Genomic DNA, 24,787 nt, shown 5'->3' with positions numbered 1-24,787 from the left:
ACCGATCGGATCCAACATGGGCACGCTGGATGAAAAAGCAGGCCGCGTCTTGGGCCTGCTTATACCATAAATGGCTCAATGTACTGGGTGCAGGTGCATGACCGTGATCGCAGCACCCTCATAATTCCAGATTGATGGAGAGATATACGCGTTACTGGCTGATGGCCAATTCGTGTACTTACTTGTGTTGTATTCATACCATGTTGCGCCATACATCAGTGGAATGGTCGGCAATTGTTCGGCGACGATTTTCTCCACCTTATAGATGTCCTGTTTCTGACGATCCGTGTTGGTCGTCTGAGCGAAATCTTCCAAAGCCTGATTTACGCCCGGGTTGTCAAACTGCATCCAATCGGCGTCTCCATGCGGATCATAATTTTCCTGGTACACATAATATGGATTTGGACCACCATAAGCTGCATTGATGGCCAATTGGAATTGATGGGACGAAAGTTGCGTTTGGTAGGCACTGTCCGTGACCTCGTGCACGTTGACCTGGATACCGACCTGCTTTAACTGGTTTGCGATGAGCGCAGCGTCCGTGTCTTCGTCGGACCACCCGGATACAACAATAAGGGTAAAGCTGAGCGGTTTCCCACTCGGAGATACAAAAATGCCTTGAGCGTTCTTCTTATAGCCAGCCTTCTTCAACAAGGCGACAGCTCCAGCGGGATTATACGTAAACGATTTGTCCTGTGCCGGCAAGTTTGGATCTTGCCAAGAGCTCATGTTATAGGGAACGGCATCAGGCTCCGCCGGCTTGTCATAGCCATATTCGCCTTTGGTTGCAAGAACATTACGATTGATAGCCATACTCATGGCTTGCCGAACGACGGTCTGGCTCAAAAGGGGGTTTTTCAAATCAACTGACAAATTGAGGGTGACGCCAAGCGGGAACCAGTAATGGTTGTTCGGACTTTTTGCGGCGTAGGCCTGCTGGATACCGGGCATGAACACGGCGGTCCAATCGATTTGGCCTTGAATCATAGCCAGGTTCGCACTTTCATTAGAGTTGAAAGATGGGAAATTGAGCTCAGGAACTGGTGGTTTACCTCGGTAGTAATTGGCGTTCGCCTTCAGCTTGTAGTCTTGTGGAGAAAATGTATCGAGAACGTAGGGACCCGTGCCAATCGGCTTCGTGACCGTTACTTTCGTCGGATCGGTAATCTTGGACCAAATGTGTTCCGGCACAATGTACGTCCCTAAGACATATTCGAGACCAAACGGAATATTAGGGTGTTTAAATGTGAAGACCACGGTATCTCTACCCTTCGCAGCAACACTTGCAAGCTGCGTCCACACGCCGTTGGTGTCTGCAGAAGAGTACTTCTTCAATAAGTCAAAGGTGAAAACTACATCCTGTGACGTAAATGCCTGTCCATCTGTCCATTTGGCCTTCGGGTTGAGCGAGACGGTTAGGGTCTTATTTCCGTTGCTCCATTTGTAGGAATCCCCCAGTACACTCCACATCTTCCCGGTCTGGGTATCATAGTAGAACAGCGTTTCATAGATGAATCCAAAGGTACCATAGTCACTGGTGACCGCAAACGGATTAAAATTGTCCGCAAACGTTCCCGATGGAGTTGGTACAATCGTCAATGGTTGCCCTTGGCTCACGGTTGTCGATGCAGCCTTCACCGGTGCCACCGAAGCTGCTGCCGTCTGTTGTGACGAACAACCAGCAAGTGCGCCGATACACCCAAGTGTAAGAATTGCAGAAACACCTTTCTTCCAGGTAAGCGTCATCACAATCCCTCCCAAATCATTGAAACCGATGAAGCGCTCCGTCTCTCGCGGCTATCCAACGATGAGCGAGAAGCGGGAACTTTATGACAGGAAGCGTTCAGCGGTACAAGAAAGCGACCGCTCAACAGCTTGATGTGGCTCACCTCCTCAAAGCGCATCCCATGAACCAAGTCCCATGTATACGCTTTCCCTTAAATGCAAGATAGATAGTCAAGTCGGCTTGCAAAACCTATGCTGTTTCCCCAATAGGCGACGACATGCGATTTACATAACCAAGTCGAGCTGACCATCATTGCCTGTCAAACGGAAGCGGGACACCTTGTCTTGACAAACGAGTTCATAGTCTCCGAGAAACCCTTCGACAAGCGCCACTCCATTTCCGTCCGTCTTCATCACGCATTCTGTGTGCCAGTCCTTTGTAATCAAGCGCTTAAGCACGTCATAGGACGGTTTTGGACCATTGTCCTTTCGGATCAATCCTGCTGGCGCTCCTAGCCAAGCCCCGTGGTCACTAAACGACCAAGACGTAATGGCTTGCACTTGCGGATGTTCAAATAAAATCGTATACATTTCTTCAACTTCTCGCGCCTGACGTTCCTCGTACTCGGGTGTCGACGGCCATTCCGCAATCTGATAATCATTCAGATCTTCAATTTCAGGCGGCATCAAATGGCCGGATGTCAACGTGTTCTCTGTGAAATGAATAGGAACCCCGAAGTGAGAAAACCGCTCCAAAACTTCTTCGACCTTCTCTCGCCCCCAATAACCTTGGTGTTGATGTGACTGGATTCCAATCGCGTCAATCGGAACCCCTGCATGGAGGCACCCATCAATCAAAATCTCGTAATTCGTCGTCGTATTAAAATCATTTAATAGTAATGTGGCGCCGGGATTAGCCGCCTTGGCCACTGCAAAGACCTGTTTAATCAGTTCAATGCGTCCAAGTTCCTTACAAATCCGGGTGATCCCATTGTCATACTTATCAAAGATCGGCATAATCACAACTTCATTGATCACGTCCCACATGTCGATGACGCCTTCGAAATTTGAAACCTCTCTCTCAATTCTGGAGAGTTGGGCACGCAAGATTTGTTCGTTACTCATGTCCAAAAGCCATGGTGCCGTAACCGTATGCCAACAAAGAGGATGTCCTTTGACGATCACGCCTTTTTGCTGTAGCCATTCGGCTGCCCGGCTTAACGCCTCTGTCTGCGGCTTACCTTGTTCCGGCTCAAAGCGTCCCCAATAAAACGGTAGCGTGGCAAAATTGAATACCTCTAAAAATCTACTGATTTCCTCTTCTAAAAACGTAAGCTTCTCTTGCGGAACGCTTTGATTGACAAAAGGAACAACATCAAATATCCCGGCACCAAACAAAAAACTGTGATTGATCTGCCGAATCCGCACCTCTTGATCCGCGACAGCAACCCCAGATCCATCGACGAGTCGAATGACACACTTTCCTATACGATGTGCAAGGCGATCATTTACTTGCTGCATGGAACCATTCCCCCAATTCCTGCTCTCGATTCAGGTACGCGGTTTCGTTCCATTCCCCTTGGCAACCTTGTAATCGTTTACTTTCCAAACAAGCTGCACATGTATTTGTTCGTCGGACCAACTTATGTTATGTCTATGATAAGTATTCAAGCACGTCGACTCTATATGACCAATCGTAAAAAAATAGTCTTAATCAATTGTTTATTGAACTGAACGAACAGGCTCCATTCGCTCGGTCATTTGACCATCCCACAGCACGAGCGATAACCCTCTCCACCCGGATGATATCGAGTCAACACAAGCGCTCATGAAAAAAACATCAGCCATCCCCGACAAGTTCCAAAGATGGCTGATGTGGTTGCGAAACCGCTTTTGGTTTTGCGTTATAGATTGGTCAACGGCGTCACCATATCTGCTTCGACAAAGGTCTTGTGCAACGCCTGTACTGCCTTTTCGACTAAATCTGCAGGGATGACACACGAAACCTTGATCTCCGATGTGCTCACCATGTGAATCGGCACCTGTGCGTCGCGAAGCGCAACAAACATCTGCGCGGCCACGCCCGGATTGCTAATCATGCCCGCACCGACGATGGACACTTTGGCAAGCGGGGCCTCTCGTTCAATTTTGCGAAACCGCAAGCTTGGCTGCAATGACGAAACAACTTCTACGGCGCGACCAAGATCGGACTCATTCACCGTAAAAGACACATCAACCGCAACTTCGTCGACGACGCTCTGGACGATCACGTCGACATTCACGCCATTTTCCGCCAAAGACGAGAAAATCGCCGCCAATGCGTGCTCCTCAAGCGGCACCCCAACAACTGCCAACCTTGCAACATGCCGTTCAAACGCAATGCCGGTCACTACGCGCCGGCCTTCCATCCGATTCTCTGTCATCGCCACGACGTTCGTTCCGTCCCCTTCCGTGAAACTAGAGCGCACGACCAACTGCACCGCAAAATGTTTGGCGTTTTCTACCGCGCGTGGATGCAAAACCTGGGCACCGAGGTTGGCCAACTCTAGCATTTCATCATATGAAATGTCATCCAACTTCTTCGCATTGGGTACGACGCGCGGGTCCGTCGTGTAAACGCCATCGACATCCGTATAAATCTCACAAACGTCCGCACCGAGGGCCGCAGCTAAGGCCACTGCCGACGTATCCGATCCACCGCGGCCAAGCGTCGTCACCTCACCGTCGGCGATTCCCTGAAATCCAGTCACAATGGGCACAATTCCGTTCGCAATCAAGTTTTGCAAGGCCCTTGTATCGATCTGCGAGACACGCGCGTTGCCATGTACCGGTTCCGTCGTAATCCCTGCTTGCCATCCTGTGAGCGACTTGGCCTGAATGCCCATCGTCAACAATCGCATGGCGACCAAAGCTGCCGACACTTGCTCGCCTGTGGCAAGCAATTGATCCATTTCACGCAGATCTGGGCTGTCGGCCAACTCGGCCGCCAAGTCGACCAATGCATCGGTGCTGTGCCCCATCGCCGACACCACGACGACCACAGCATGTCCCGCGCTCGCGGTAGACGCAATTCTATCCGCAACGGCGCGAATCCGTTCCGTGGACCCGACCGATGTGCCGCCATATTTCTGTACGACCAGCACGTTTCTCCACTCCCTATTTCAAGCTACACAACGATTTTATCTATCATACCGCACAGCTGTGCATACGTGAAAGATCGGCGAACGTGTCGAAAGATGGAACCTTTCGATCCGTCGCCGATTCTCCCATCAAGACAAGCCACACTGCTCTTTAATCAGTGCCAACTGTAGTCGTACCGCTGAAGGAGCCGTGCCTCCGCGCGATGCTCTCGCCTCGATCACGGCGCGTTCTGGCAACACATCATACACATCTTCCTGGATCAGGGGACAGCGCGCCTGCATGTCCGTAAGTGCCAACCCAGCCAAATTCGTACCCTTGCCAATGGCGTCGCTCACGAGTTGACCGACCACGGCATGCGCTTCGCGGAATGGCAAACCGAGACGCACTAAGTAGTCGGCGAGATCGGTCGCGTTAGAAAAATCAGAGACGAACGCGCGAGCGAGTCGATCTCGCTTGATCCGCATCGTCTGAATCGAGCCGGCTAACAACTCCAATGCGGGGAGCACCGTGTCAACCGCGTCAAAGACGCCCTCTTTGTCCTCTTGCAAATCCTTATTATATGCCAGGGGCAAGCCTTTCAGAACCGTGAACAGCGCAATAAGGTGCCCGTACACGCGCCCCGTTTTACCACGCACCAATTCCGGAACATCCGGGTTTTTCTTTTGCGGCATAATGCTCGAACCGGTCGCGTAGGCGTCAGATAACTCAATCCAACCAAACTCTTCGCTTGACCACAATACGAGTTCCTCGCACAAGCGAGACAGATGCGTCATCATGGTCGCACAGGCAAACAGGAGCCCGAGTAAATAATCGCGATCGGATACGGCGTCCAGAGAGTTTTCATAAAGTCGGGAGAAGCCAAGTTCCTCTGCGACCGCCTCTCGCGAAATGGGAAATGTCGTTCCGGCGAGTGCAGCTGCTCCAAGTGGCATTTGATCGATCTCGTCGAGAACCCCACGCAAGCGGCGTTCGTCGCGCAGCAGCATCCATACGTACGCCAGGAAATGATGTGCCAACAAGATGGGTTGCGCACGTTGCAAATGCGTGAAACCTGGCACGATGACATCGAGATGCGCTTCCGCAGCCTCCACAAGCGCCTGCTGTAACTTGCGCACGCCGTCAATCAACGCCTTGACCGCATCACGGGCCCACAAATGCATGTCCAGCGCAACCTGATCGTTACGGCTACGCGCCGTGTGGAGCTTGCCTGCCACTTGGCCGATGCGCTCAGTGAGGATGCGCTCGACGTTCATATGCACGTCCTCATCGTCGAGGCGGAACTCGATCTGTCCCGCCTCGTAATCCCGCAAAATGCCTTCCAGACCGTCTATGATACTCCGACTCTCCTCCGGCGTGATGATGCCGGAGGTGGCCAGCATGCGCGCGTGAGCGATAGATCCCCGGATGTCGTATGGCAATAGCCTGACATCAAACCCGATAGACGATGTATATTGCAGAACCAGTTGATTGGTATCTTCGCTGAAGCGACCGCCCCACAACTTCATGCCGTCGTCTCCACCTCATCTTTACTGAGGACCGAGACGGAGCTATCGACAAGCTCGACGGACGGGCCATCCGCCTGATGCAGCGCTGCGTACACCGATGTCGGCAGGCCGAACAGCGAAATGAAACCGACAGCGGCCATGTGGTCAAATTTGTCCCCAGTTTCATAAGTGGCGAGATCGTGCCGATAGAGTGAATATGGAGACTGTCTTCCCGTCGCCTGAGCCTGACCCTTATACAATTTGACGCGCACGTCCCCTGTCACATGCTTTTGCGTCGCGTCGATAAAGGCATCGAAAGCCTGTTTGAGTGGCGAGAACCAAAGGCCGTTATAGATGAGCTTGCTGTACTCAAGTTCCAGCCCCATCTTATACTGCAATACCTCGCGTGTGAGGGTTAGATGCTCCAGCTCTTGGTGAGCCATGATGAGAACGCGCCCCGCAGGAGACTCGTAAACCTCACGCGATTTGATGCCAACCAATCGATTTTCCACGTGATCGATCCGGCCAACGCCGTGCTTTCCACAGATTTGATTGAGTTGCTGGATGAGTTCGGCAAGCGGCAGCTGCTGACCGTTAAGCGCGATTGGCACACCTTCGGCAAACGAAATCACAATTTCCTCGGGTTCATTCGGTGCTTGCTCGGGTGCGACTGTCCACTCAAACGCACCCTCTGGCGCAGCCTGCCATGGATCTTCGAGGACGCCACACTCAATCGCGCGACCCCACAGATTGGCATCAATGCTAAAGGGATTGTCGAGATTGACGGGAATCGGCACATTGTGCTGTGCCGCGTAACGAATTTCGTCGTCCCGCGTGAATCCCCATTCCCGCACAGGCGCCACGACCTTTAATTGCGGGTTGAGGGCGTTGATAGATACTTCGAAGCGGACCTGGTCGTTGCCCTTTCCCGTACAACCATGCGCGACGGCAACCGCTCCTTCGCGCGCCGCCACCTCGACCAGCAGTTGTGCGATGAGAGGGCGTGATAACGCAGATGCAAGTGGATATTTGCCTTCGTAAAGGGCATTCGCCTTTAAGGCTGGCGCGATAAATTCCTTTGCAAATCGCTCTTTGGCGTCAATGCGATACGACTTCACTGCTCCTACTTGGATGGCTTTCGCCTGTGTCGCGTCTAAATCTTTGCCCTCGCCAACATCGACGCACATGGCGATGACATCATAACCATAGTGATCGCGAATCCATGGAATGGATACGGATGTATCGAGACCACCGGAATATGCAAGTACGAGTGTTTCAGCCATTACAAGTCCTCCCCGAACGCGCCTGCATCCGCCATGGTCGCGGCTAGCACGGCTTTTTGCGCATGTAATCTGTTTTCTGCCTGGTCAAAAATGATGGAATGAGAGCCGTCAATTATCTCCGGTGCTACTTCTTCTCCGCGATGGGCAGGTAAGCAGTGCATAAAGACATAATCCGCTTTGGCACAGGCACACAAATCTGCATTGACTTGATAACCTGCAAACCGCTCTAAACGTTCTTCAGCTTCTGCCTCATCGCCCATCGACACCCAGGTATCAGTGTAGATGACATCTGCGTCGGCAACTGCCCGCTCTGGGTCGGTGGTGACCAATACTTGTGTGCCGCTTTGTACCGCGTGGAACTTGGCTTCTTCAACAACCGCCTGCAACGGCCCGTACCCCGCTGGCGTCGCTACGCGAATATTCATGCCGAGCTTTGGAGCGAGTTGCAACCAAGAGTTTGCCAAGTTGTTGCCATCGCCGACGTAGGCGACCGTGACTCCTTCAAGGCGCCCCTTATGTTCCAGAATCGTGAGCGCATCAGCCAGCAACTGACACGGATGAAATTCGTCCGTGAGCCCATTGATGACCGGCACAGTCGCACAGTCCGCAAATTCCTCGACATCCGCTTGCCGATAAGTACGAATCATGACGCCGTCAACATAGCGCGACATGACCTGCGCCGTGTCCGAAATCGGCTCGCCGCGCCCCGTTTGCAATTGGCTTCCCGGCAAAAACAACGCATGCCCTCCCAGTTGCAGCATACCTACTTCAAACGAGACCCGCGTACGAGTCGAGGATTTATCGAAAATCATACCGAGTGTCTTCCCAGCTAGCAGGGTGTGCGTAAAATGCGTTTTCTGCGCTTCTTTAAGGAGTCCGGCAAGGTGAACCAAGTTGCGAAGATCTTCACCGCCAATATCGCTGAAATGGAGCAAATCTCTGCCGGCCATCACCCGGTGTGACGCCCATAATGCGTTTTGCAGCCGGACCGACAGATAATTAGAGCCCAAGGGCACAACTGCAGACGATCCGCGCCCTACAGCGCCATTCATATCCCACACTGCCACAGCCGAAAACTCCTTCCCACTCCATATCGTTGTCGCATCTCTCTCATGTTCTAGCGAAATTGCGTCTCTGTATTATTATACACACGAATGTATATATATCAATCGCTTGTACGCTTAGATTTACAATTCGCTCATTATAAAAGGCCACCCAGCCGGGTGGCCTTTTATGGACAAGGACCAGCGCAAGTTATTCTGTCGCGATGTCCTGATCCGTAATTTCATGAGCAGGTTCAATCATCAAGAAGTGCAACGCTGGATTATCAATGAAGCGCTGTAAACTGCGAGCCGTTTCTTGCTGGCCGTAGCGCCGCAACTCCAACTGATAGGCGCCAAGCAATTCAACGATGTCATTCTTGCCTTCGGCATCAAGCACGCGCAAGGCAACCTTGGCTCCCTTCGCAATCCGCCGACGCAGAGCCGTTTCGGTCAGTCCCATTGCCGGATCGTGCCGGAGGTACACACGTCCCCCCGTCATGCCAGAACAGATCCATGGGCCTGGATCTCCGAGGACCACCGCACGGCCACCTGTCATGTATTCAAAGGCGAAACCCTTGATGTTCGCCCGGTTGCCAATGTGCGAGTGATGGTCCCGTACCGGTTCCGTAAGCTCGCCACCAATCACAATGTCGGCCCCAGACAAACGGATTCCCGCGCGAGCATCCGCATTGCCCTGAACGATAAACAGTCCGCTTGCAGCCCCGTATGCCAAACCTTTTCCGACGGAACCGCCGCGCCAAACACCATCGGCACACAGCCCTTTTAAGACAACGACTTTGCCGCCGAAGGCTGTTTTGGCCACGCCGTCCTGCGCTCCACCGAGCGCGACGGATGTCATGCCAGTCGTATGGTAGGCCGCAAATCCCGCGCCAGCGACACCTTCGTGCACAATCGGCCCGACGTCACCGCCTTGGCCAGCCCGAACGCTCTCTCCGCTCACCCGTGTACCCAAGGCGCGCGGTACCGCGCGAATCGCCTTTACCTGTGCACCAACAGTCGCGACAATACCATCGGTGCCGGTCGCCGCCCCAATCGCCGCGACATCCTGTATCACATCGCCATACGCCTCTTCAAAGGTACGCGCCTTGACGACACAGCCCTTTCCGAGATGCTCCTCGCTTACGCGCAACAACCAGGAGGTATCGAGGCGAGCGTCGCGATGAAGCTGGACGAGCAAGTCACTGCGCCCAACGAGATCCTGCGTCCGACTTGCCCCGAGCTTGCGGGTCAATTCGCCAACGTGTTCGCCGACGGCCGTAAAGAACGTGACCAACTGCGCAACTGCCGAATCGAAGTCGCGCGGCTCAAAAGCCTTCAGTCCCTTCGCGTGCGCTTCTTCGAGATCGTGCATCTGCGTCGCAATGCCAACGTGGCACGTGTCTTTGTGACAAGCGCGACAAGCGGTACATCCAATGGCGACCATGGCCATCGTGCCAAAACCGACGCGGTTAGCTCCGAGCAAAATGGCCTTCATCACATCGTGCCCTGACTTGATGCCGCCGTCTGCCCAAATTTCGACGACATCTCGCAATCCAGCTTCACATAAAGCCTCATGCGCCAACTTTACGCCGATTTCCATCGGCAAGCCGACGTGCCGAATCGCGTGCGATCTCGCGGCACCCGTGCCACCGTCGAAACCGGAGAGCGTGATGACATCCGCCCCCGCCTTCGCGATGCCCACCGCGATGGTACCGATATTTGGAACTACCGGCACCTTGACCGAAACTTTCGCATGTGGGTTGATCTCCTTCAATTCGTAAATGACCTGAGCCAAATCCTCAATCGAGTAGATATCGTGGTTGTTCGACGGCGAAATGAGATCGACGCCTGGTGTTGCATTGCGTGCATTCGCAACCTGCACCGTGACCTTGGATCCCGGCAAGTGCCCGCCTTCTCCAGGCTTTGCTCCTTGGCCAATCTTGATCTCCAAAACATAGGCACCGTTGCAGAGATCTGCATTGACACCAAAGCGCCCAGACGCAATCTGGCGCCCGCGATTGCGCGGATACTTGTCAAGCAGGTCTTTAATTTCACCGCCCTCGCCGTTCAGGCAGACGATGTTCATCCGGTAGGCCGCTTCGGCGTATGCTCGATAGGCCGTTTCATTTTGCGATCCAAACGACATCGAGCTGATGACAATTGGGTACGCATGGCCATCGACCGTCGTATCGACCTCGCCGTCCACCTGTGCTAAATCCTCGCGGAAACCTAGCAGATGGCGGATCGACAACGGATTATCCCCTTCAAACTGGGCCAATTTCGCCACAAAGTCTTCGTAAGGGACCGTGCCATCCGCAACCGACCCGGCAGATTTCCAGATGCGCGGATACAGTTGGAACAGCTTGTTTGGCCGAACGCTCTTGCGATCCGCCGCCGCATACCAGGTTTGACGCAGTTCCGACAAAGCTTCCATGCGCGCGAACGTCAGGCCGGCATTGTCTGACCCACAGAAATTCGGAATGGCAAGATATTGGCTGACTTGATCCGACAGCCCAATGGCACCAAACAACCGTTCATAGCCACGTACTTCATGGATGCCAAGCGTCGAGATCACTTTCTCAACACCTTTGGTCAACGCCTTATACAAATTTTCTACAGCTTGCAAATCGCCCTTAGAAGCGGCGAGTTCCCACATGAGATACGGCACAACCGCGTCTGCACCGAGTCCAAGCGCAACCATGATGTCATGTAAGTTGCGCAGGCCGCCGCTGCGCAGGATTAAGCTACAACGCCGCCGCAAGTGCTCGCCCTTTTCCTTCGCCGCCGGCCGTAACAGCGCGCGATTGACCGCTGCCGTGACGAGGAAAGGATCAATATGTTGTCCGCGTTTAAACTGGAGGCGGTCGTCGAGCACAATCGCATTGGCACCTGCCTGAACGGCCTCTAACGCCTCGAGTTCAAAACGGGCCAGCGCAGCCGATACAGACTCGCCTTCTTCGCGGTGAATCAAAATTTCAACAGTGCCGTTCGGACTCGTGTGCAACATGGCCAAAGCGTCTTCGTAGCATACCGTCCCGAACCGGTGTGCCAGGTTTTGAATCTCTTGATATTCGACACCATAGGCCTGCGGCAACTCTTCAAGCAGAATGGGCGCCTGGACCTCGACTCTCGGCGCTTCCCGATACAAGCCGTCAAACGACGGACGTCTCCCAAGCACGGCTCGTGTGCTAAAGTGTTCAATTTCGCGTTCGCGATCGATAGCAGGGTTGGTGACGACCGCGACCGTTTCGTGTAGGAAGTCGGACAATAATGTCGCCTCTTCCGACAGTGCCGCCAGTGGGCTGTCAAAACCGAGGGATTTAATGGGTTCTGCCCCGGTTTGCAACTCTTGCTCAATGAGCTTGATGTCGTCATCGCGGAAGCCGAACGCTAACATGCGAATGTCGAGCGGACGGTCGTCCCGCTTCGGATGTGCCACATCCGACTTCACGCCGTAGGGAACCGCAAAATGAAGATTGCGATGCTCACCGCGGAAGTCAAAACGCCGCTTGGCAGCCGCCAGCACTTCCTGTTGTAACTCGTCGTACGAATACAACTTTGCTCCGGTTTCCGTCCACTTGACGCCCACTTTCTCGCCTGGTGCGAGCGGCTTGGGCTCAGCGACCCAAGTCGATTGTGGGACGATACCTTGCTCCGAGGCGAAAAAGTATGCACGCTCCGTCTCAATCAACCACATAGGACGCAGTCCCAACGCGTCTACGCTATAGACAGCCGCATTGCCGTGCCGCATGATGACGCCGGCAGGTCCTTGCGCAAAAGGCCCCCAAAGCGACCGAAAATACATATATAAGTCCGACAATTCGTCTGACATATGTTTGATTTCATTCACAATTGGCGGAAAGATGAGCTCCGCCGCTTCAAACAACGACCAATCGCGAGTCGAGACGAGCGACAACAGCGTCCGGTCCACCATCTGCGAGTCGCTGAACTCCGGCCGCAAGGGAACGTTGATCATCTTCGACTCCGTGTAAAAGCGTAAAATGGTGTTGATTTCACCGTTATGCCCAATGCTTGAGAATGGCTGCACACGCGGGAACGACGTCGTCGTATTTGTCGAGTAACGCGTGTGTGCAAGCACAAACACCGAACGAAAAAGCGGGTTTTGCAAGTCTTGATAGAATTTGAACAGTGTTTCGTCGTTACCGATAACTTTGTATACAACCTGCGAATGCGACAAAGATGCGACGTGTGTGCCAGGTAGCTCATCGATAACCGCGAATGCATCATGCAAACGGGCGTCATCGGGCGTACCTGAACGCCCAGCAATCTGCACAAACCGCGGACATACAGCCTTCGCCATAGGTCCCAGTGCGGTCTCGTCTGTACCGTCTTCGATTTGCACTAGCACTTCGAGGTTCTGAGCGGCCAATTCGGCTAATACTGCCTCTACAGAGCCAGTTGCTTCGTCAACCATAAAGTGACCGACAAAGAAATCATCCTCGTAAGCGAGACGTGGGTTCAACCCTGCACCTTCCAGCCGCGAAGCCCACAGCGCACGCGGAATGTCGAGCAGTAGACCGCAGCCATCCCCCTCACCCTGTACGTAACCTGCGCGGTGACGCATGGCGCGAAGGGCGTCAAGTCCATTGCGAACCGTTTCGTATGAAGGTTGTCCCGATTTCTCAATCTGCGAGAAAATGCCACAGGCATCATGTTCGCGTCGAATGTCCATGGACAATTTGTCGAAATCCACTTGCGCCACTCCTTTTAGCATAATATTTTGACACTATCTCTTTCTGTTCGTCAATGCGCCGTCGTGGAATTTTTAAAAAACTGTTGTGAAACATTATACGGTTTCTTGAATAATCATGCTATCCCGTGTTATAAAATAAATGCAATGTGAGAGGAGGGTCCGGAAATGGAGATCCGGAAAGCGACCTCGACGGATGTAGAAGAGATGCAACAACTCATCCAGCAGTTCGCAGATATCGGCCTTATGCTGCCAAGAACCATAAAATCACTGTGTGAACATTTGCAGTGTTTCACCGTCGCCGTCGAAGACGGCAAAGTTATCGGTGTTGCAGGCTTACATGTGCTGTGGACGGATCTCGCTGAAATCCGCTCGCTCGCCGTCGCACCGGAAGCGCACGGTCGCGGCGTCGGACGCCAGATGGTTACCGCACTATTGCAGGAAGCGGAACATTTGGGCATCGCACAGGTACTGTCGCTCACTTACCAAACGGGCTTTTTCGAGAAGCTCGATTTCCATATCGTGCGGAAAGAAAGTTTGCCGCATAAAGTGTGGAAAGACTGCATTTACTGCAATAAATTCTACCATTGCGACGAAGTGGCGATGGTTTACTATACCAGTCACCATCAAGTGCTGCGGCCGGCGCGGGAAGCCTGATAGACAGCGTCTGCCAAGCTTAACTACAACTGACGACACAGGGAAAGAGTTAACGATAGTATAACAAATGCATGAAAAGCACGAAAGTGCATACAGGCATGGCCAGCTGGCCATGCCTCATTGTATCGTGTCAAACCACCCTGGCGATACTGGAAATCACATCTTCAAACAACGTCAGGTGTGCATCATCGATCACGAGCGGTGGCACAATCCGAATCCGTTTCGGCCCGCAAACCGTCACCAGTAAGCCGCTATCGATCGCTACTTGCCGCCATGCTTGTGCATCAGGCACGTCGAAGCCCCACATCAAGCCAAGCCCCGTGACATTGTCATAAGAATTTTGCAAAATACGTTGAATCTCTGCCCCCATGCGGCGAACGTGGGCTAAAAATGCCGGATCGGATACCGTGTCGACCACGTAATTCGCCACGGCCATTGCAAACGGGTTGCCGCCGAATGTCGAACCATGCATACCGGGCGTGAACGCGGAAGCGATCTCCGACTTTGCGAGAATGGCTCCGGTGGGAATGCCATTGCCAAGCCCTTTTGCCATGGTGATGATGTCCGGTTCAATGCCGAACTGTTCGTATCCAAAAAATGTTCCCGTTCGGCCTACACCCGTTTGCACTTCATCGACGATCAGAAGCCCCCCTACCTCCCGTAGGCGCAGGGCAAGGCGCTGCAGAAAGTCCATAGCGACCGGCTGCACTCCAGCCTCCCCCTGCACAACCTCGACGATACACGCAGCCACTGTGTCATCGATGCTTTCGATCACGCCTTCGTACGAGGTCGCAGTCTCAAATCCTGGAACCAAAGGAGTCATACCTTCCCGATACTTCGCATTCGCCGTGACCGACAGGGCCCCCATCGTACGACCGTGAAAACCGTTGGGCAGACCTATGACACGCGTTTTCTGCGGTTGTCCAGAGACGAACTGATATCTGCGCGCCAACTTAAGCGCACCCTCATTCGCTTCGGTTCCGCTATTGACAAACATCGCACGATACGACGTCGCTGTGGAAGCGAGCCGCGCCAACTTCTCGGCAAGCGAAACCTGCCCCTCTATCAGAAACAAATTGGAGGTATGCAGAAGCGTCTTCGCCTGCTCCGCGATCACGCTCGCAAGTCCTGGATGCGCGTGTCCGAGATTACAGACCGCAATGCCAGCTGTGAAGTCCAGAAAGCGCCGACCATCGCGATCGTATAAAAATGCGCCGTCGCCTCGTACAAAAGCGAGATCGCGCTTTCCATAGTTCGGAAAAAGGACGTCGTCTGCCAATTCCATCGTCGTCACTTCCCGCTCCATATCGTCACTCCTTTTGGATAACGGTCGCCAGCAGTCTCGTACCGGTACGTCTCGGGCAATTTGCGGCGTCGTCGAGCACAGCTGCCGAGACGCTCTCTTTGTCGTGCCCATCGACGACCCATACCTCGCCCACGCCCTGCCGCGCGGCATACAACATGGCATTGACTTTTGGAATCATGCCTGCCGTAAACGATCCCGCCAGCAACAAATTCTCAAGCTCAGCCGCTGTCGTGTCCATGAGCAACTCGCCGGTTTCGTAGTTGCGGTATACGCCGGCAACATCAGTAAGGAACACGAGCCGCGCGGCATTCATGGTTTGTGCGACATGGGCAGCCACCGCATCCGCGTTCAGGTTGTAAAACGCCCCCTCGGAATCGCGCCCGAACGGAGTTAAAAGCGGCACAAAACCATGCCGACAAGCCTCTCTCACACGCGACGAATCGATGCCCGCCACGTCCCCAGTGCGCTCGGCACCGATGTCCCGGGCCTGTACAGTCCACCCGTCGGTCAGAGGCGAGACGGGTATGCCTTCACCCGAAAGTGCATCTGCCAGTTCGCTGTTACAAATCTGTAAAGCGGCGACGACGTGATCGATAGCTTCGACCGTAGTCGCACGAAGACCGCGAATGAAAGGTAACTGTATGCCGTATGCCGTAAGCCGCCGCGTGATGGCAGGGCCTCCGCCATGAACGAGAATGGGATTCCATCCCCGGACCAACGCCCCATGCAACGCGGCGGCTAAAGCTTCTGTTCCTTGTCCATCAAGCGATCCGCCCAGTTTCACAACGACGTTCATGTAATCACCTCATGTCCACAACGAGGTCTCAGTTAGTCCCGTCGTCTCGTCGAAGCCACACATCAGATTGGCATTTTGCAGCGCTTGGCCAGCCGCTCCCTTACCTAGATTGTCTATGGCCGAGAAGACTTGCAAGATGCCGGTACGTTCGTTCCAGGCGACAGACACTTGACAATCGTTCGTACCGGCGACCGATTTGATGTGCGGCACATGACCGGGTGGAAGGACGTCGACAAAAGGAGCCGACTCGTAAAATGACGCATACCGTGCATGAATATCCGCCGCTAAATCGGGATCGAGCGAGACATATGCCGACACAAAGATGCCACGTGGTATCGGTAGCAACTGCGTTGTCAAAAGAATTTGAAAGACACCGTCGAGTCCCTGCTCGATTTCGGGTGTGTGTTGATGCGCCCCAACCCGGTATGGGTAAAAGTCGTTTGCCAATTCTCCTAACTGCAGGTTTTGCTTCGCCGCACGTCCCGCGCCTGTGGCACCAGATTTGGCGTCGATAACAACGGGGCCAACGCGTTTGCTCTTCACCCAGTCAACAAGTGGCCTCAGGGCCAATATGGCAGCCGTCGCATAGCACCCTGGGTTGGCAACCAAACTGGCAGCGCTCACGTCTGCGCGATTCAACTCCGGCAAACCATAGACAGCACGTGCCAACACGTCATCGGCCACCGGTTCACGTTGGTACCATGTTCGATACACGTCGCCTGGCAAGCGTAAATCGCCGGACAGGTCAATGGCCCGCACGCCCCTCTGGGCAAGTTCAACGGCAATCGATCCAGATTCACCAGAAGGTAGCGCGACGAAAGCGAGATCGCACGACTCCGCGCAAGCGTTAGCTGAGAATGCCGAAACAGGCGGCAGTTTGGACAGTCGCCGCAAGTGTGGCAATGCGTCGCCGATGGGGCCTGTGTGGGCGCCGGAACCCGCAAGATAGGTGATGTCCATGTAGGGATGTTGCGCAAGCAACCGGACGAGTTCCATGCCCGCGTAACCTGTCGGGCCGACGATGCCGACGCGTACGCGCTGTTGCTCCATGTATAAACATCCTCCATTCTGTATTTATATTCATTATAGCTTAGGAAGAATGGAAAGAGAAGTTGGAAATCAGCCGGGATAGGCGCCCACCAATCAGAATATCTGTGCGGATGCCCGTATCGGCGGGCATTTGTCCTAACATTTCATGCACTAACTTCGGAGGAGGGATTCCTGATGGGTGTATTCGGTGGATATACGAGATGGGCAGTCGTGTTTTTGATTATCTTTGTACTCTTTTTCCTGTTGTGCCCGGCATACGGATATGCCGTAGGGGCTCCGGTAGGCACCGTAGCCTACACAGAGTACGACACCATCACGCAGACTGGCTACATGTATGAAGGCTATGGCACATATGACGGTTACAGCAGTCCGCATGATGGTGACGCAGAGAGCAGCAGTTTGTAATGTTGACTTGTTATGAACATATATAGTTAAAACCATAAAAATGTTTCTGGACAGCCGCCTGCGATGACATACGCCATCGTCCGGCGGCCATTTTGTGTCGAGGCGAGCGCTGGACGAGCAACTTCATGATTGCTGCCTAAGCGATTGGTTCCTTAGCCAAACACAATCCCAAACGGCTTCAACAAGTCCGAGGTTGGGGACGATTTGATGAAGATCACATTGTAATCACATCGGAAAACACTATAATAACCATGTTGTTATTTATCTTTTAGTCAGGAGGTTGACGCATGTGGCGAAAACAGAGTCAAACATTCTTCAGTTAGACGCCTTTGGCTACGCCGCAGAGAAAGAAATCAACGGCGCGCCAAGAATCCAGGTCAGTGTTGTTCTCGCGAGTTTACTGCTGCTTATCGCGGGAGCTCTTTACCTCGGCCAAGTTGTTACAATCTCACAAGCCTTCATATATTTGATTTCCGGCGTGCTCGGCCTTGGTCTATATCACGCCCACTATGGGTTCACCAGTTCTTTCCGAAGATTTCTCGTGCATGGTCGAGGCGTAGGTCTTCGTGCGCAAATGGTGATGTTTCTTATCACCAATCTCTTATTCCTGCCACTTTTGATTCAAGGTCATGCACTGGGACACACAATTACAGGCTACGTTTCACCCGTTGGACTGTCGGTTCTAATCGGATCTTTTCTCTTTGGCATCGGCATGCAACTGGGCGATGGCTGCGCATCCGGCTCCCTATATCACACCGGTGGCGGTGATTTTCGCGGCATCCTGGCCATCGCAGGTTTCGTCATTGGATCTGTGTTGGGCACCATCAATTTTACGTGGTGGATGGCAACGCCTCACTTTCAACCGGTATCTTTCCTTCATACGTTTGGAATCGTCGGTGGATTTGCGTTTAACCTTCTTCTCATGGCGGTTGTCTTTGTGGTTACGTGGTTCGTCGAAAAGGCACGCCGTGGTCAGGTTGAATCGTTTACGAAGGTGGCTGGCGGTTTTTCCTTCTCGAAAGTATGGCGCGGACCATGGTCATGGATCGCCGGAAGCGTATTGCTAGCCTTCGGCAATGTCGCCATCTTGTTATTATCTGGCAAACCATGGGGTGTCACCTCTGCTTTTGCACTGTGGGGTGCAAAACTTGCACAGCCAATTGGCATTCCAGTCACACACTGGGGCTACTGGACCACCCCAGCGAACGCAGCCGCGCTCAACGCTCCGTTGTCACACGACGTCACGACCGTGATGGACGTTGGCATCGTGATCGGCTCGCTCTTAGCAGCTGGTCTTGCTGGCAAGTTTCCGCGTCGCTACTTTCATGCAATTCCACTTAAGATGGCGATTGGTGTTTTGATCGGCGGCGTATGCATGGGCTATGGTGCACGCATCGCGTTTGGCTGCAACATTGGTGCCTTTTTCTCTGGTATCGCATCATTTAGCTTACATGGCTGGGAGTGGTTCCTCGGGGCTCTCATCGGCAGTGCTGTCGGGATCGTCATCCGACCTTACATCGGTTTAAGCAAGGAATAATCATCATACAAAAAGGCTGTCCCAAAGCGCGACTTCGGGGACAGCCTTTTTGGCTTACTCTACGCACTCAGATCCGTATCAGCCGTGCACGGCGGAAAACCCAGGTACTCCATCAAAGGTGTACAGATTCTCCGTCTTAATCACATCAAATCCCGCTTCGACGATCCGCCTTTGCAACTCGACGACTTCGCTCCGTTCGACGCTTGCCCCATCGTGCTTGCGGAACCGACACCGCCAGTGATCTGTACAAAATGTCTCAGGAAGGCCATTTGGCCACACTTTGATACCACGGTTGGTCATCACTTCAAGCCGGAGATCGCCCACGTGGACGGCGCTTAGTTGCTCGCCGAGATCGTTCGGGCTGCCTGGTTGCCAGTCCAAAAAGACATCGACACCAACCAATTGCTTGTTCGCCTTAGGTGCTGGATGCCACGCACGATGGGCAATGGCCGCATCTTCGCGGTAAGAAACTGGCTTTAATACCTTTGGCTGTTGGCCAAGCCGCGCGATGACAGCGTCAGCAAACTCCGTTGTGCCAACCTGCTGGCTGCTGACGCCTTCTCGGAAGATATCACGGGTATGCACGCCGTCCTCTATCGTTCGCAACCAGGCCTGGTGTACGCGCTCGGCCACTGAAGCCTGACCAATGTGAACCAACATCATCACGGACGCCAGTAACAGCCCAGATGGGTTCGCGACGTTCTGGCCAGCAATGTCGGGCGCAGAGCCGTGGATGGCTTCAAACATGGCAAAACCGTCGCCGATGTTTGCAGACGGTGCCAAGCCAACCGATCCTGAAATTTCGGCCGTCACATCAGACAAAATATCGCCATACAGGTTGGGCATGACGACGACATCAAACCGCTCTGGAGTGTTGGCAAGGCGAGCTGCGCCAATGTCGACAATCAGCGTTTCATGCTGCAAGTCCGGGTATTCGGCCGCAATTTGGTCAAACACCTTGTGAAACAGCCCGTCTGTCAGCTTCATAATGTTATCCTTGACGAAGCACGTGACCTTTTTGCGGCCATTTGCGCGCGCGTAATCAAATGCATAGCGGATGACACGCTCCGAACCTGGTTGCGTAATCAACTTGAGGCACTGATAAACCTGGTTCGTTTGGCGATGCTCAATGCCCGCATATAAGTCTTCTTCGTTTTCGCGAATGATCACTAAGTCCATCGTTGGATGCTTAGTTTCAACAAACGGACTGTACGCAATCGTCGGTCGGACATTCGCGTACAGGTTCAAAGCCTTTCGCATGGTGACGTTCAGGCTTTTGTACCCGCCACCTTGCGGCGTCGTGATGGGGGCCTTCAGAAATACCCTCGTGCGGCGAAGGCTATCCCAAGCACCGGGATCCATCCCCGTGTCCACACCACGCTTGTACACTTTTTCTCCGATCTCGACTGTTTCTATATCCAACTCCGCGCCAGCTGCCTCCAACACGCGCAGCGTCGCACTCATGATCTCAGGACCAATACCATCTCCATACGCGACTGTGATCGGTGTTTTCGCCATTCTCAAAACTCCTTTTTAGCTCAAACCTAAATTTCTGCCTTCACGCCTTAATATCGAGACCAAACTGTGGGTTGGCACACCTGTACGACGCATCCTTTATCATGCCCTGCAATACACGCAGATCATGTTCCGGTTGCGTCAGCAAAAGATTCTCTCCGGTAGCAAGTGCAACCAGGTTCCGCACATACATAAACAGCTTTTAAGCAAGACAAAGCGCATGAACGGATAAACCAGGCACGGTCTACCAAGCTTTATGATCCTCTTAGCAAGCCATGTTAGATAGCTAAATGCCCCGTCATCCTTAGGTTGCCAATCGAAAGAAAGTATATCATAGTTGCCAACCCGGATAACAAGCCGGACTTATTTACTTTATACGGTTGAGTAACGCCTGCACCTCGGAGACAATCAGCGATTGATACTCAGTTCCCTCACCATACCGTCGCATCATCTCGCTTCGTGCACGTGTAAGGCTGTCCTGATAATCTGGCGCCGATCGATCCGGATGTTTGTTTTTGAAATCCACCATGACTTCTTGTATATAGCTGGGTCGCGGCCCCCACTTTCCTACGATCTCGCCGTTTTCCCGCACAAATAGCACAATCGGAATAGAACGCCCGCCCATCGTCAAAAAATGAGTGTCAACGAGTTCGAGATGTTCCTCCAACACTAGAATTTCAACCGGAATGGCGGCCTCCTCCATGAGGCGAAGGACTACTGGCACGTTCCGAACAACATCACCGCACCAATCCGCGCCTATGATGATGCAATGTAAACCGGTCGCTGTCTCAGACAAACCGCCAAAAAACTGTCTACTTTCCACCGATGGCCACGTAAACTGATGATACCAACTCGTAAATGCATCCTGGTTGCGGGTCATACCGGTAATGAAATCTTGCGGCGACAGACCCTTCCCAATGTAGCCGGCCATATTGACACTCATGCATCCCGACCTCCCAAGCAAATTGTACAGAATCGCGCAGCCGAGCACCAACATCTGTGATATGTGTTCCAATCTCGTGTGTTATTTGGAACCATGTGATAAAACAAAGAGCCTCTCGACAATGCCGAGAAGCCCTCTGCTCAGTCAGGGTTTTCCTGAATCAAGTATGGCGCGTCCGGAGGGATTCGAACCCCCGACCTCTGGCTCCGGAGGCCAGCGCTCTATCCACTAAGCTACGGACGCAAGCGACGACCTATATATTATCATAAGGCCGTCCAAAGGTGCAAGTATCATTTCGCAATCAGCGTCTCCGGCTCGTAATCTCCCGTGAGTACGTCGAGGATGGCGCCAGCTTTGTGGTGACATTCCTGCCACTCGCGCTCCGGCACTGAGTCGAGGACAATCCCTGCCCCAGCCTGCACGTACTGCACTTCCCCGACTACGACCACAGAACGGATAACGATGGCCGTGTTGGCATTAGCCCATGCATCAACCATACCGACAAAGCCGCCGTACGGCCCTCGGCGCACAGGTTCAAGTTCGTCAATAATCTCCATAGCGCGAATCTTTGGTGCGCCAGACAACGTGCCGTTGGGATACGTGGTTAACAGGGCGTGAAATACACTTATATCATCGCGTAGTTCGGCCTCCACGCGCGACACCAGGTGATAAAGGTGCGAGTAACGCTCGACCACCATGAAGTCGGGTACACGAACCGTCCCACTCTTCGCGATCCGCCCCAAATCGTTTCGACAAAGGTCAACCAACATAACATGTTCAGCACTCTCTTTTGCATCAGCTTTCAGCTCGGCAACCAAGCGCGCATCCTCATCAGCGGATTGGCCGCGCCCCCGGGTTGTACCCGCGATGGGCTTCATCTCGGCCAAGCCCCCAATACACCGGAATTGCACTTCCGGACTTGCGCCATAAAGCATCATGCCAGCATATTCCGCCACAAACATGTACGGTGAGGGATTGAGCCGTCGCAAACGATTATAGGCGACAAATGGATGCAACCCACCCTCGATACGAATCCGTGTGGAAAGTACGACCTGAAAGATGTCGCCAGCCCGAATATAGTCCTTCGCCGTTCGCACGTTCTTACAGAACCATTCCTCCGGGATATCGTAGGTAACTTTCGACACGTGCTTCGACTGCAATGCCAACTCGGTAAGACTCTTCGGGGCACCAAGACGACGCGATACAACGTCTTCCAACTCGGCTTGCACACGGTCAAGAGCCCGCTTGATGCCACTGTGATTCCGTAACCGCTCTGCATCATCCTGCCGATAAAAACGCAAACTACCATCGACAAACTGAACGATCCCAGCATGCCATTGCAGGCGGATTTCCGGCAATTCACGGTCATCCTCGGTCGTCTGTGGCAGTCGCTCAAGATAACGAATGGCATCATACCCCACGTATCCCAAAAAGCCCGCACTAAACGGTTGTTCCCCGCCGGCTGTGCACAAGTTGCGCAATAGCTGACGCATCTGTTCCAATACAGCGAACGGATCCGCTACTTTGATATGCAAAACATCGCCCACGATCTCGCTCGCCCACGAGACAGGAGCTTGCGGAACCACTTCCCCGTGGCACCTGATATTCGAAAACAAATCCGCTGCCAATTCCGGTACGGCAAACACCGAAACGACGTGATCCCTCACCTGAGCTTCGACGATTGGACAAACGCCGACAAGACTCATCTGATAAGCTCGTTCCATATCTTCGCGTCCGGCTTCCAGCAAAAAAGCCTGGCCACTGCCCAATTGCTCACGGAATCGCATGTATAGGTAAAACGGATCCACCGCCTCAGATGGCGAATACTCCACGTACTTCACACCAATCGCTCCTTTGCTCGATCTCGCAATGATTCATCTCATGCAACTTCCCGCAAGAAATTTGCAATCATCAGCCTTCCCTCGTCTGTCAAAATGCTCTCGGGGTGAAACTGCACACCGACAGCACCCGTGGGTATATGGCGCATAGCCATGATCACATCATCAACTTCAGCCGTGACAGAAAAGCTGGAAGGCAAGGTAGCGCGATCGACGACTAGCGAATGGTAACGCGTTGCACGAAATGGAGAAGGAACGTCGAAGAACAATGGATCCGTTCCGGAATGGGCAATCATTGAGGTTTTCCCATGCATCGGCGCACTGGCGCGTACAACTTTTCCGCCAAAAGCAACCGCGAGTGACTGATGGCCCAGGCAGACACCCAGTAGTGGAATACGCCCAGCAAAGTGCTGTATGGCCTGCACGGAGACACCGGCTTCGTTTGGTGAGCATGGACCGGGGGATACAATGACGGCAGAGGGCTGAAGGGCTTTCAACTCGTCCAAAGGCACATCATTGCGGCGAACAACTACATCAGCACCTAATTCAGTGCAATATTGCACTAAATTGTAAGTGAATGAATCGAAGTTGTCGATCATCAACAGCATGTACTCGACTCCTCTCATCCGAGCAGACAACGTCTGCCCACTCAACTCGGCTCATCCCGATAACGTTACCGTACCCCGAGGCGTTCATTCCGTCAAGCGGGTAATTGTTTGGGATATGGGATGGTAACAACAAAAAACCCGCTTCGTAAAGGCGGGTCTTGTGCGTGCGGGACACGCGCGATCGCTGGTTATCCAGCGATCGCCGAAGATTACTTTAAACACCTGTCGTGCTGGCCTGCATTGAGTCCGTTGTAGGAAGCGATAGAACAGTGTGTGCCAAAGAACTTGGTGTAAACATGTCCTTGGCAAACGGCAGCATTGTTATCGCAAATCTAAATTCTTTAGTCCTAAGTTGATGTTGGGGTAATGCACCTGGACCGCAGTTCGCAGTTCCAAGTCCATAATGCTCAAGGTCGACGTGCAAAGTGATGCAAGGCTCTGGTTCAAGTTCGTAAGTATGCCGCGCCTGTTCAAGTTGCTCCACAGAATATACTTGAGCGTTGAAATTAAATACTGAAGACGAGCCTACGAACAACCCTTCACCACGCATATCCGTCAAAGATACCCAAACCACATCAGAACGATTGCCATTTTCCTGTGGATATACGTCACCAATGTCTGAGTGATGCTCGGCCGGTTAACATATGACCCTTTCATCCCTTAGTGGCGAAACGCTCGAGGTGGTAGGTCAGCGGATCGGATTTCATAAAAGCCCACTAAAATGAGCCGCATGTATCCCTCTTTC

At 53.2% G+C, this 24,787-nt stretch carries 18 protein-coding genes and 1 tRNA gene; 3 read left to right on the top strand and 16 right to left on the bottom strand.

Annotated elements, in window-relative coordinates; all coding sequences use genetic code 11:
• Window positions 1–75: 75 nt before the first annotated feature.
• The 7 genes from BLU70_RS12490 to BLU70_RS12460 all read right to left on the bottom strand — a co-directional run bounded on the left by BLU70_RS12490 (window position 76) and on the right by BLU70_RS12460 (window position 13,369).
• Window positions 76–1,746, bottom strand: coding sequence for an ABC transporter substrate-binding protein (locus BLU70_RS12490; RefSeq protein WP_074693666.1), 1,671 nt, complete (start codon window positions 1,744–1,746; stop codon window positions 76–78).
• Between the two features lie 264 nt (window positions 1,747–2,010).
• Window positions 2,011–3,246, bottom strand: coding sequence for an endo-1,4-beta-xylanase (locus BLU70_RS12485; RefSeq protein WP_074693665.1), 1,236 nt, complete (start codon window positions 3,244–3,246; stop codon window positions 2,011–2,013).
• A gap of 383 nt (window positions 3,247–3,629) precedes the next feature.
• Window positions 3,630–4,868, bottom strand: coding sequence for an aspartate kinase (locus tag BLU70_RS12480; RefSeq protein ID WP_006448319.1), 1,239 nt, complete (start codon window positions 4,866–4,868; stop codon window positions 3,630–3,632).
• A gap of 126 nt (window positions 4,869–4,994) precedes the next feature.
• Window positions 4,995–6,371 carry an argininosuccinate lyase gene (gene argH / locus BLU70_RS12475; protein ID WP_074693664.1) on the bottom strand — a complete coding sequence of 459 codons (1,377 nt, stop codon included), beginning with the start codon at window positions 6,369–6,371 and terminating at the stop codon, window positions 4,995–4,997.
• Window positions 6,368–7,633 (bottom strand): argininosuccinate synthase, encoded by a 1,266-nt coding sequence (locus BLU70_RS12470; RefSeq protein WP_006448317.1) that lies wholly within the window; start codon window positions 7,631–7,633, stop codon window positions 6,368–6,370. The genes argH and BLU70_RS12470 overlap by 4 nt, the downstream gene beginning before the upstream one ends.
• Window positions 7,633–8,700: an ornithine carbamoyltransferase gene (argF, locus tag BLU70_RS12465; protein ID WP_040290959.1), complete on the bottom strand. Its 1,068-nt coding sequence runs from the start codon at window positions 8,698–8,700 to the stop codon at window positions 7,633–7,635. The genes BLU70_RS12470 and argF overlap by 1 nt, the downstream gene beginning before the upstream one ends.
• A gap of 187 nt (window positions 8,701–8,887) precedes the next feature.
• On the bottom strand, window positions 8,888–13,369 hold the full coding sequence (locus tag BLU70_RS12460) for a glutamate synthase-related protein (protein ID WP_237716525.1): 4,482 nt from the start codon (window positions 13,367–13,369) through the stop codon (window positions 8,888–8,890).
• 186 nt (window positions 13,370–13,555) lie between these two features.
• Between BLU70_RS12460 and BLU70_RS12455 the strand changes: the two genes are divergently transcribed.
• Complete coding sequence (locus BLU70_RS12455; RefSeq protein WP_006448313.1) at window positions 13,556–14,044, top strand: N-acetyltransferase; 489 nt, start codon at window positions 13,556–13,558, stop codon at window positions 14,042–14,044.
• Window positions 14,045–14,174: 130 nt separating this feature from the next.
• On the opposite strand, the gene BLU70_RS12450 is transcribed toward BLU70_RS12455, so the two are convergent.
• The 3 genes from BLU70_RS12450 to argC are packed head-to-tail and all read right to left on the bottom strand — an operon-like array spanning window position 14,175 to window position 17,196.
• Complete coding sequence (locus tag BLU70_RS12450) at window positions 14,175–15,350, bottom strand: aspartate aminotransferase family protein (RefSeq protein ID WP_083341297.1); 1,176 nt, start codon at window positions 15,348–15,350, stop codon at window positions 14,175–14,177.
• A gap of 4 nt (window positions 15,351–15,354) precedes the next feature.
• Complete coding sequence (gene argB / locus BLU70_RS12445) at window positions 15,355–16,146, bottom strand: acetylglutamate kinase (RefSeq protein WP_074693663.1); 792 nt, start codon at window positions 16,144–16,146, stop codon at window positions 15,355–15,357.
• A 9-nt stretch (window positions 16,147–16,155) separates the two neighbouring features.
• Window positions 16,156–17,196: an N-acetyl-gamma-glutamyl-phosphate reductase gene (gene argC / locus BLU70_RS12440; protein WP_074693662.1), complete on the bottom strand. Its 1,041-nt coding sequence runs from the start codon at window positions 17,194–17,196 to the stop codon at window positions 16,156–16,158.
• A 174-nt stretch (window positions 17,197–17,370) separates the two neighbouring features.
• On the opposite strand from argC, the gene BLU70_RS12435 reads away from it, so the two are divergent.
• Together BLU70_RS12435 and BLU70_RS12430 are read left to right on the top strand one after the other, a co-directional pair.
• The gene (locus BLU70_RS12435) at window positions 17,371–17,601 is read left to right on the top strand and encodes a hypothetical protein (protein ID WP_006448309.1); all 231 of its coding nucleotides are present in this window, start codon (window positions 17,371–17,373) and stop codon (window positions 17,599–17,601) included.
• A gap of 289 nt (window positions 17,602–17,890) precedes the next feature.
• Entirely contained in the window at window positions 17,891–19,138 is a 1,248-nt protein-coding gene (locus BLU70_RS12430) for a YeeE/YedE family protein (protein WP_244885209.1), read from the top strand.
• Between the two features lie 78 nt (window positions 19,139–19,216).
• Here the strand turns inward: BLU70_RS12430 and BLU70_RS12425 are convergent, their stop codons facing one another.
• From BLU70_RS12425 to BLU70_RS15000, 6 genes are all read right to left on the bottom strand, one after another.
• Window positions 19,217–20,656 (bottom strand): NADP-dependent isocitrate dehydrogenase, encoded by a 1,440-nt coding sequence (locus BLU70_RS12425; protein ID WP_006448307.1) that lies wholly within the window; start codon window positions 20,654–20,656, stop codon window positions 19,217–19,219.
• 364 nt (window positions 20,657–21,020) lie between these two features.
• Window positions 21,021–21,596: a thioredoxin family protein gene (locus BLU70_RS12420; RefSeq protein WP_074693661.1), complete on the bottom strand. Its 576-nt coding sequence runs from the start codon at window positions 21,594–21,596 to the stop codon at window positions 21,021–21,023.
• 167 nt (window positions 21,597–21,763) lie between these two features.
• A tRNA-Arg gene (locus BLU70_RS12415) sits at window positions 21,764–21,839 on the bottom strand.
• Window positions 21,840–21,886: 47 nt separating this feature from the next.
• On the bottom strand, window positions 21,887–23,437 hold the full coding sequence (locus BLU70_RS12410; RefSeq protein ID WP_074693660.1) for an anthranilate synthase component I family protein: 1,551 nt from the start codon (window positions 23,435–23,437) through the stop codon (window positions 21,887–21,889).
• Between the two features lie 38 nt (window positions 23,438–23,475).
• Window positions 23,476–24,042 (bottom strand): anthranilate synthase component II, encoded by a 567-nt coding sequence (locus tag BLU70_RS12405; RefSeq protein WP_040290955.1) that lies wholly within the window; start codon window positions 24,040–24,042, stop codon window positions 23,476–23,478.
• 214 nt (window positions 24,043–24,256) lie between these two features.
• Window positions 24,257–24,658 carry a beta-galactosidase small subunit-related protein gene (locus BLU70_RS15000; protein ID WP_083341295.1) on the bottom strand — a complete coding sequence of 134 codons (402 nt, stop codon included), beginning with the start codon at window positions 24,656–24,658 and terminating at the stop codon, window positions 24,257–24,259.
• Between the last annotated feature and the right edge of the window lie 129 nt (window positions 24,659–24,787).

This window comes from Alicyclobacillus hesperidum (genome assembly GCF_900107035.1).
Taxonomy (GTDB): Bacteria; Bacillota; Bacilli; order Alicyclobacillales; family Alicyclobacillaceae; genus Alicyclobacillus; species Alicyclobacillus hesperidum.
Note: the sequence above shows the minus strand (reverse complement) of the source record. Positions and strands in the feature narration are given on the sequence as shown.

What these genes read in the sequence shown, in the direction of transcription:
- BLU70_RS12490 (WP_074693666.1), bottom strand. Translation starts at nt 1,746, where the DNA reads ATGACGCTTACCTGGAAGAAAGGTGTTTCTGCAATTCTTACACTTGGG.
- BLU70_RS12485 (WP_074693665.1), bottom strand. Translation starts at nt 3,246, where the DNA reads ATGCAGCAAGTAAATGATCGCCTTGCACATCGTATAGGAAAGTGTGTC.
- argH (WP_074693664.1), bottom strand. Translation starts at nt 6,371, where the DNA reads ATGAAGTTGTGGGGCGGTCGCTTCAGCGAAGATACCAATCAACTGGTT.
- BLU70_RS12470 (WP_006448317.1), bottom strand. Translation starts at nt 7,633, where the DNA reads ATGGCTGAAACACTCGTACTTGCATATTCCGGTGGTCTCGATACATCC.
- BLU70_RS12460 (WP_237716525.1), bottom strand. Translation starts at nt 13,369, where the DNA reads ATGGACATTCGACGCGAACATGATGCCTGTGGCATTTTCTCGCAGATT.
- BLU70_RS12455 (WP_006448313.1), top strand. Translation starts at nt 13,556, where the DNA reads ATGGAGATCCGGAAAGCGACCTCGACGGATGTAGAAGAGATGCAACAA.
- BLU70_RS12450 (WP_083341297.1), bottom strand. Translation starts at nt 15,350, where the DNA reads ATGGAGCGGGAAGTGACGACGATGGAATTGGCAGACGACGTCCTTTTT.
- argB (WP_074693663.1), bottom strand. Translation starts at nt 16,146, where the DNA reads ATGAACGTCGTTGTGAAACTGGGCGGATCGCTTGATGGACAAGGAACA.
- argC (WP_074693662.1), bottom strand. Translation starts at nt 17,196, where the DNA reads ATGGAGCAACAGCGCGTACGCGTCGGCATCGTCGGCCCGACAGGTTAC.
- BLU70_RS12435 (WP_006448309.1), top strand. Translation starts at nt 17,371, where the DNA reads ATGGGTGTATTCGGTGGATATACGAGATGGGCAGTCGTGTTTTTGATT.
- BLU70_RS12425 (WP_006448307.1), bottom strand. Translation starts at nt 20,656, where the DNA reads ATGGCGAAAACACCGATCACAGTCGCGTATGGAGATGGTATTGGTCCT.
- BLU70_RS12420 (WP_074693661.1), bottom strand. Translation starts at nt 21,596, where the DNA reads ATGAGTGTCAATATGGCCGGCTACATTGGGAAGGGTCTGTCGCCGCAA.
- BLU70_RS12405 (WP_040290955.1), bottom strand. Translation starts at nt 24,042, where the DNA reads ATGCTGTTGATGATCGACAACTTCGATTCATTCACTTACAATTTAGTG.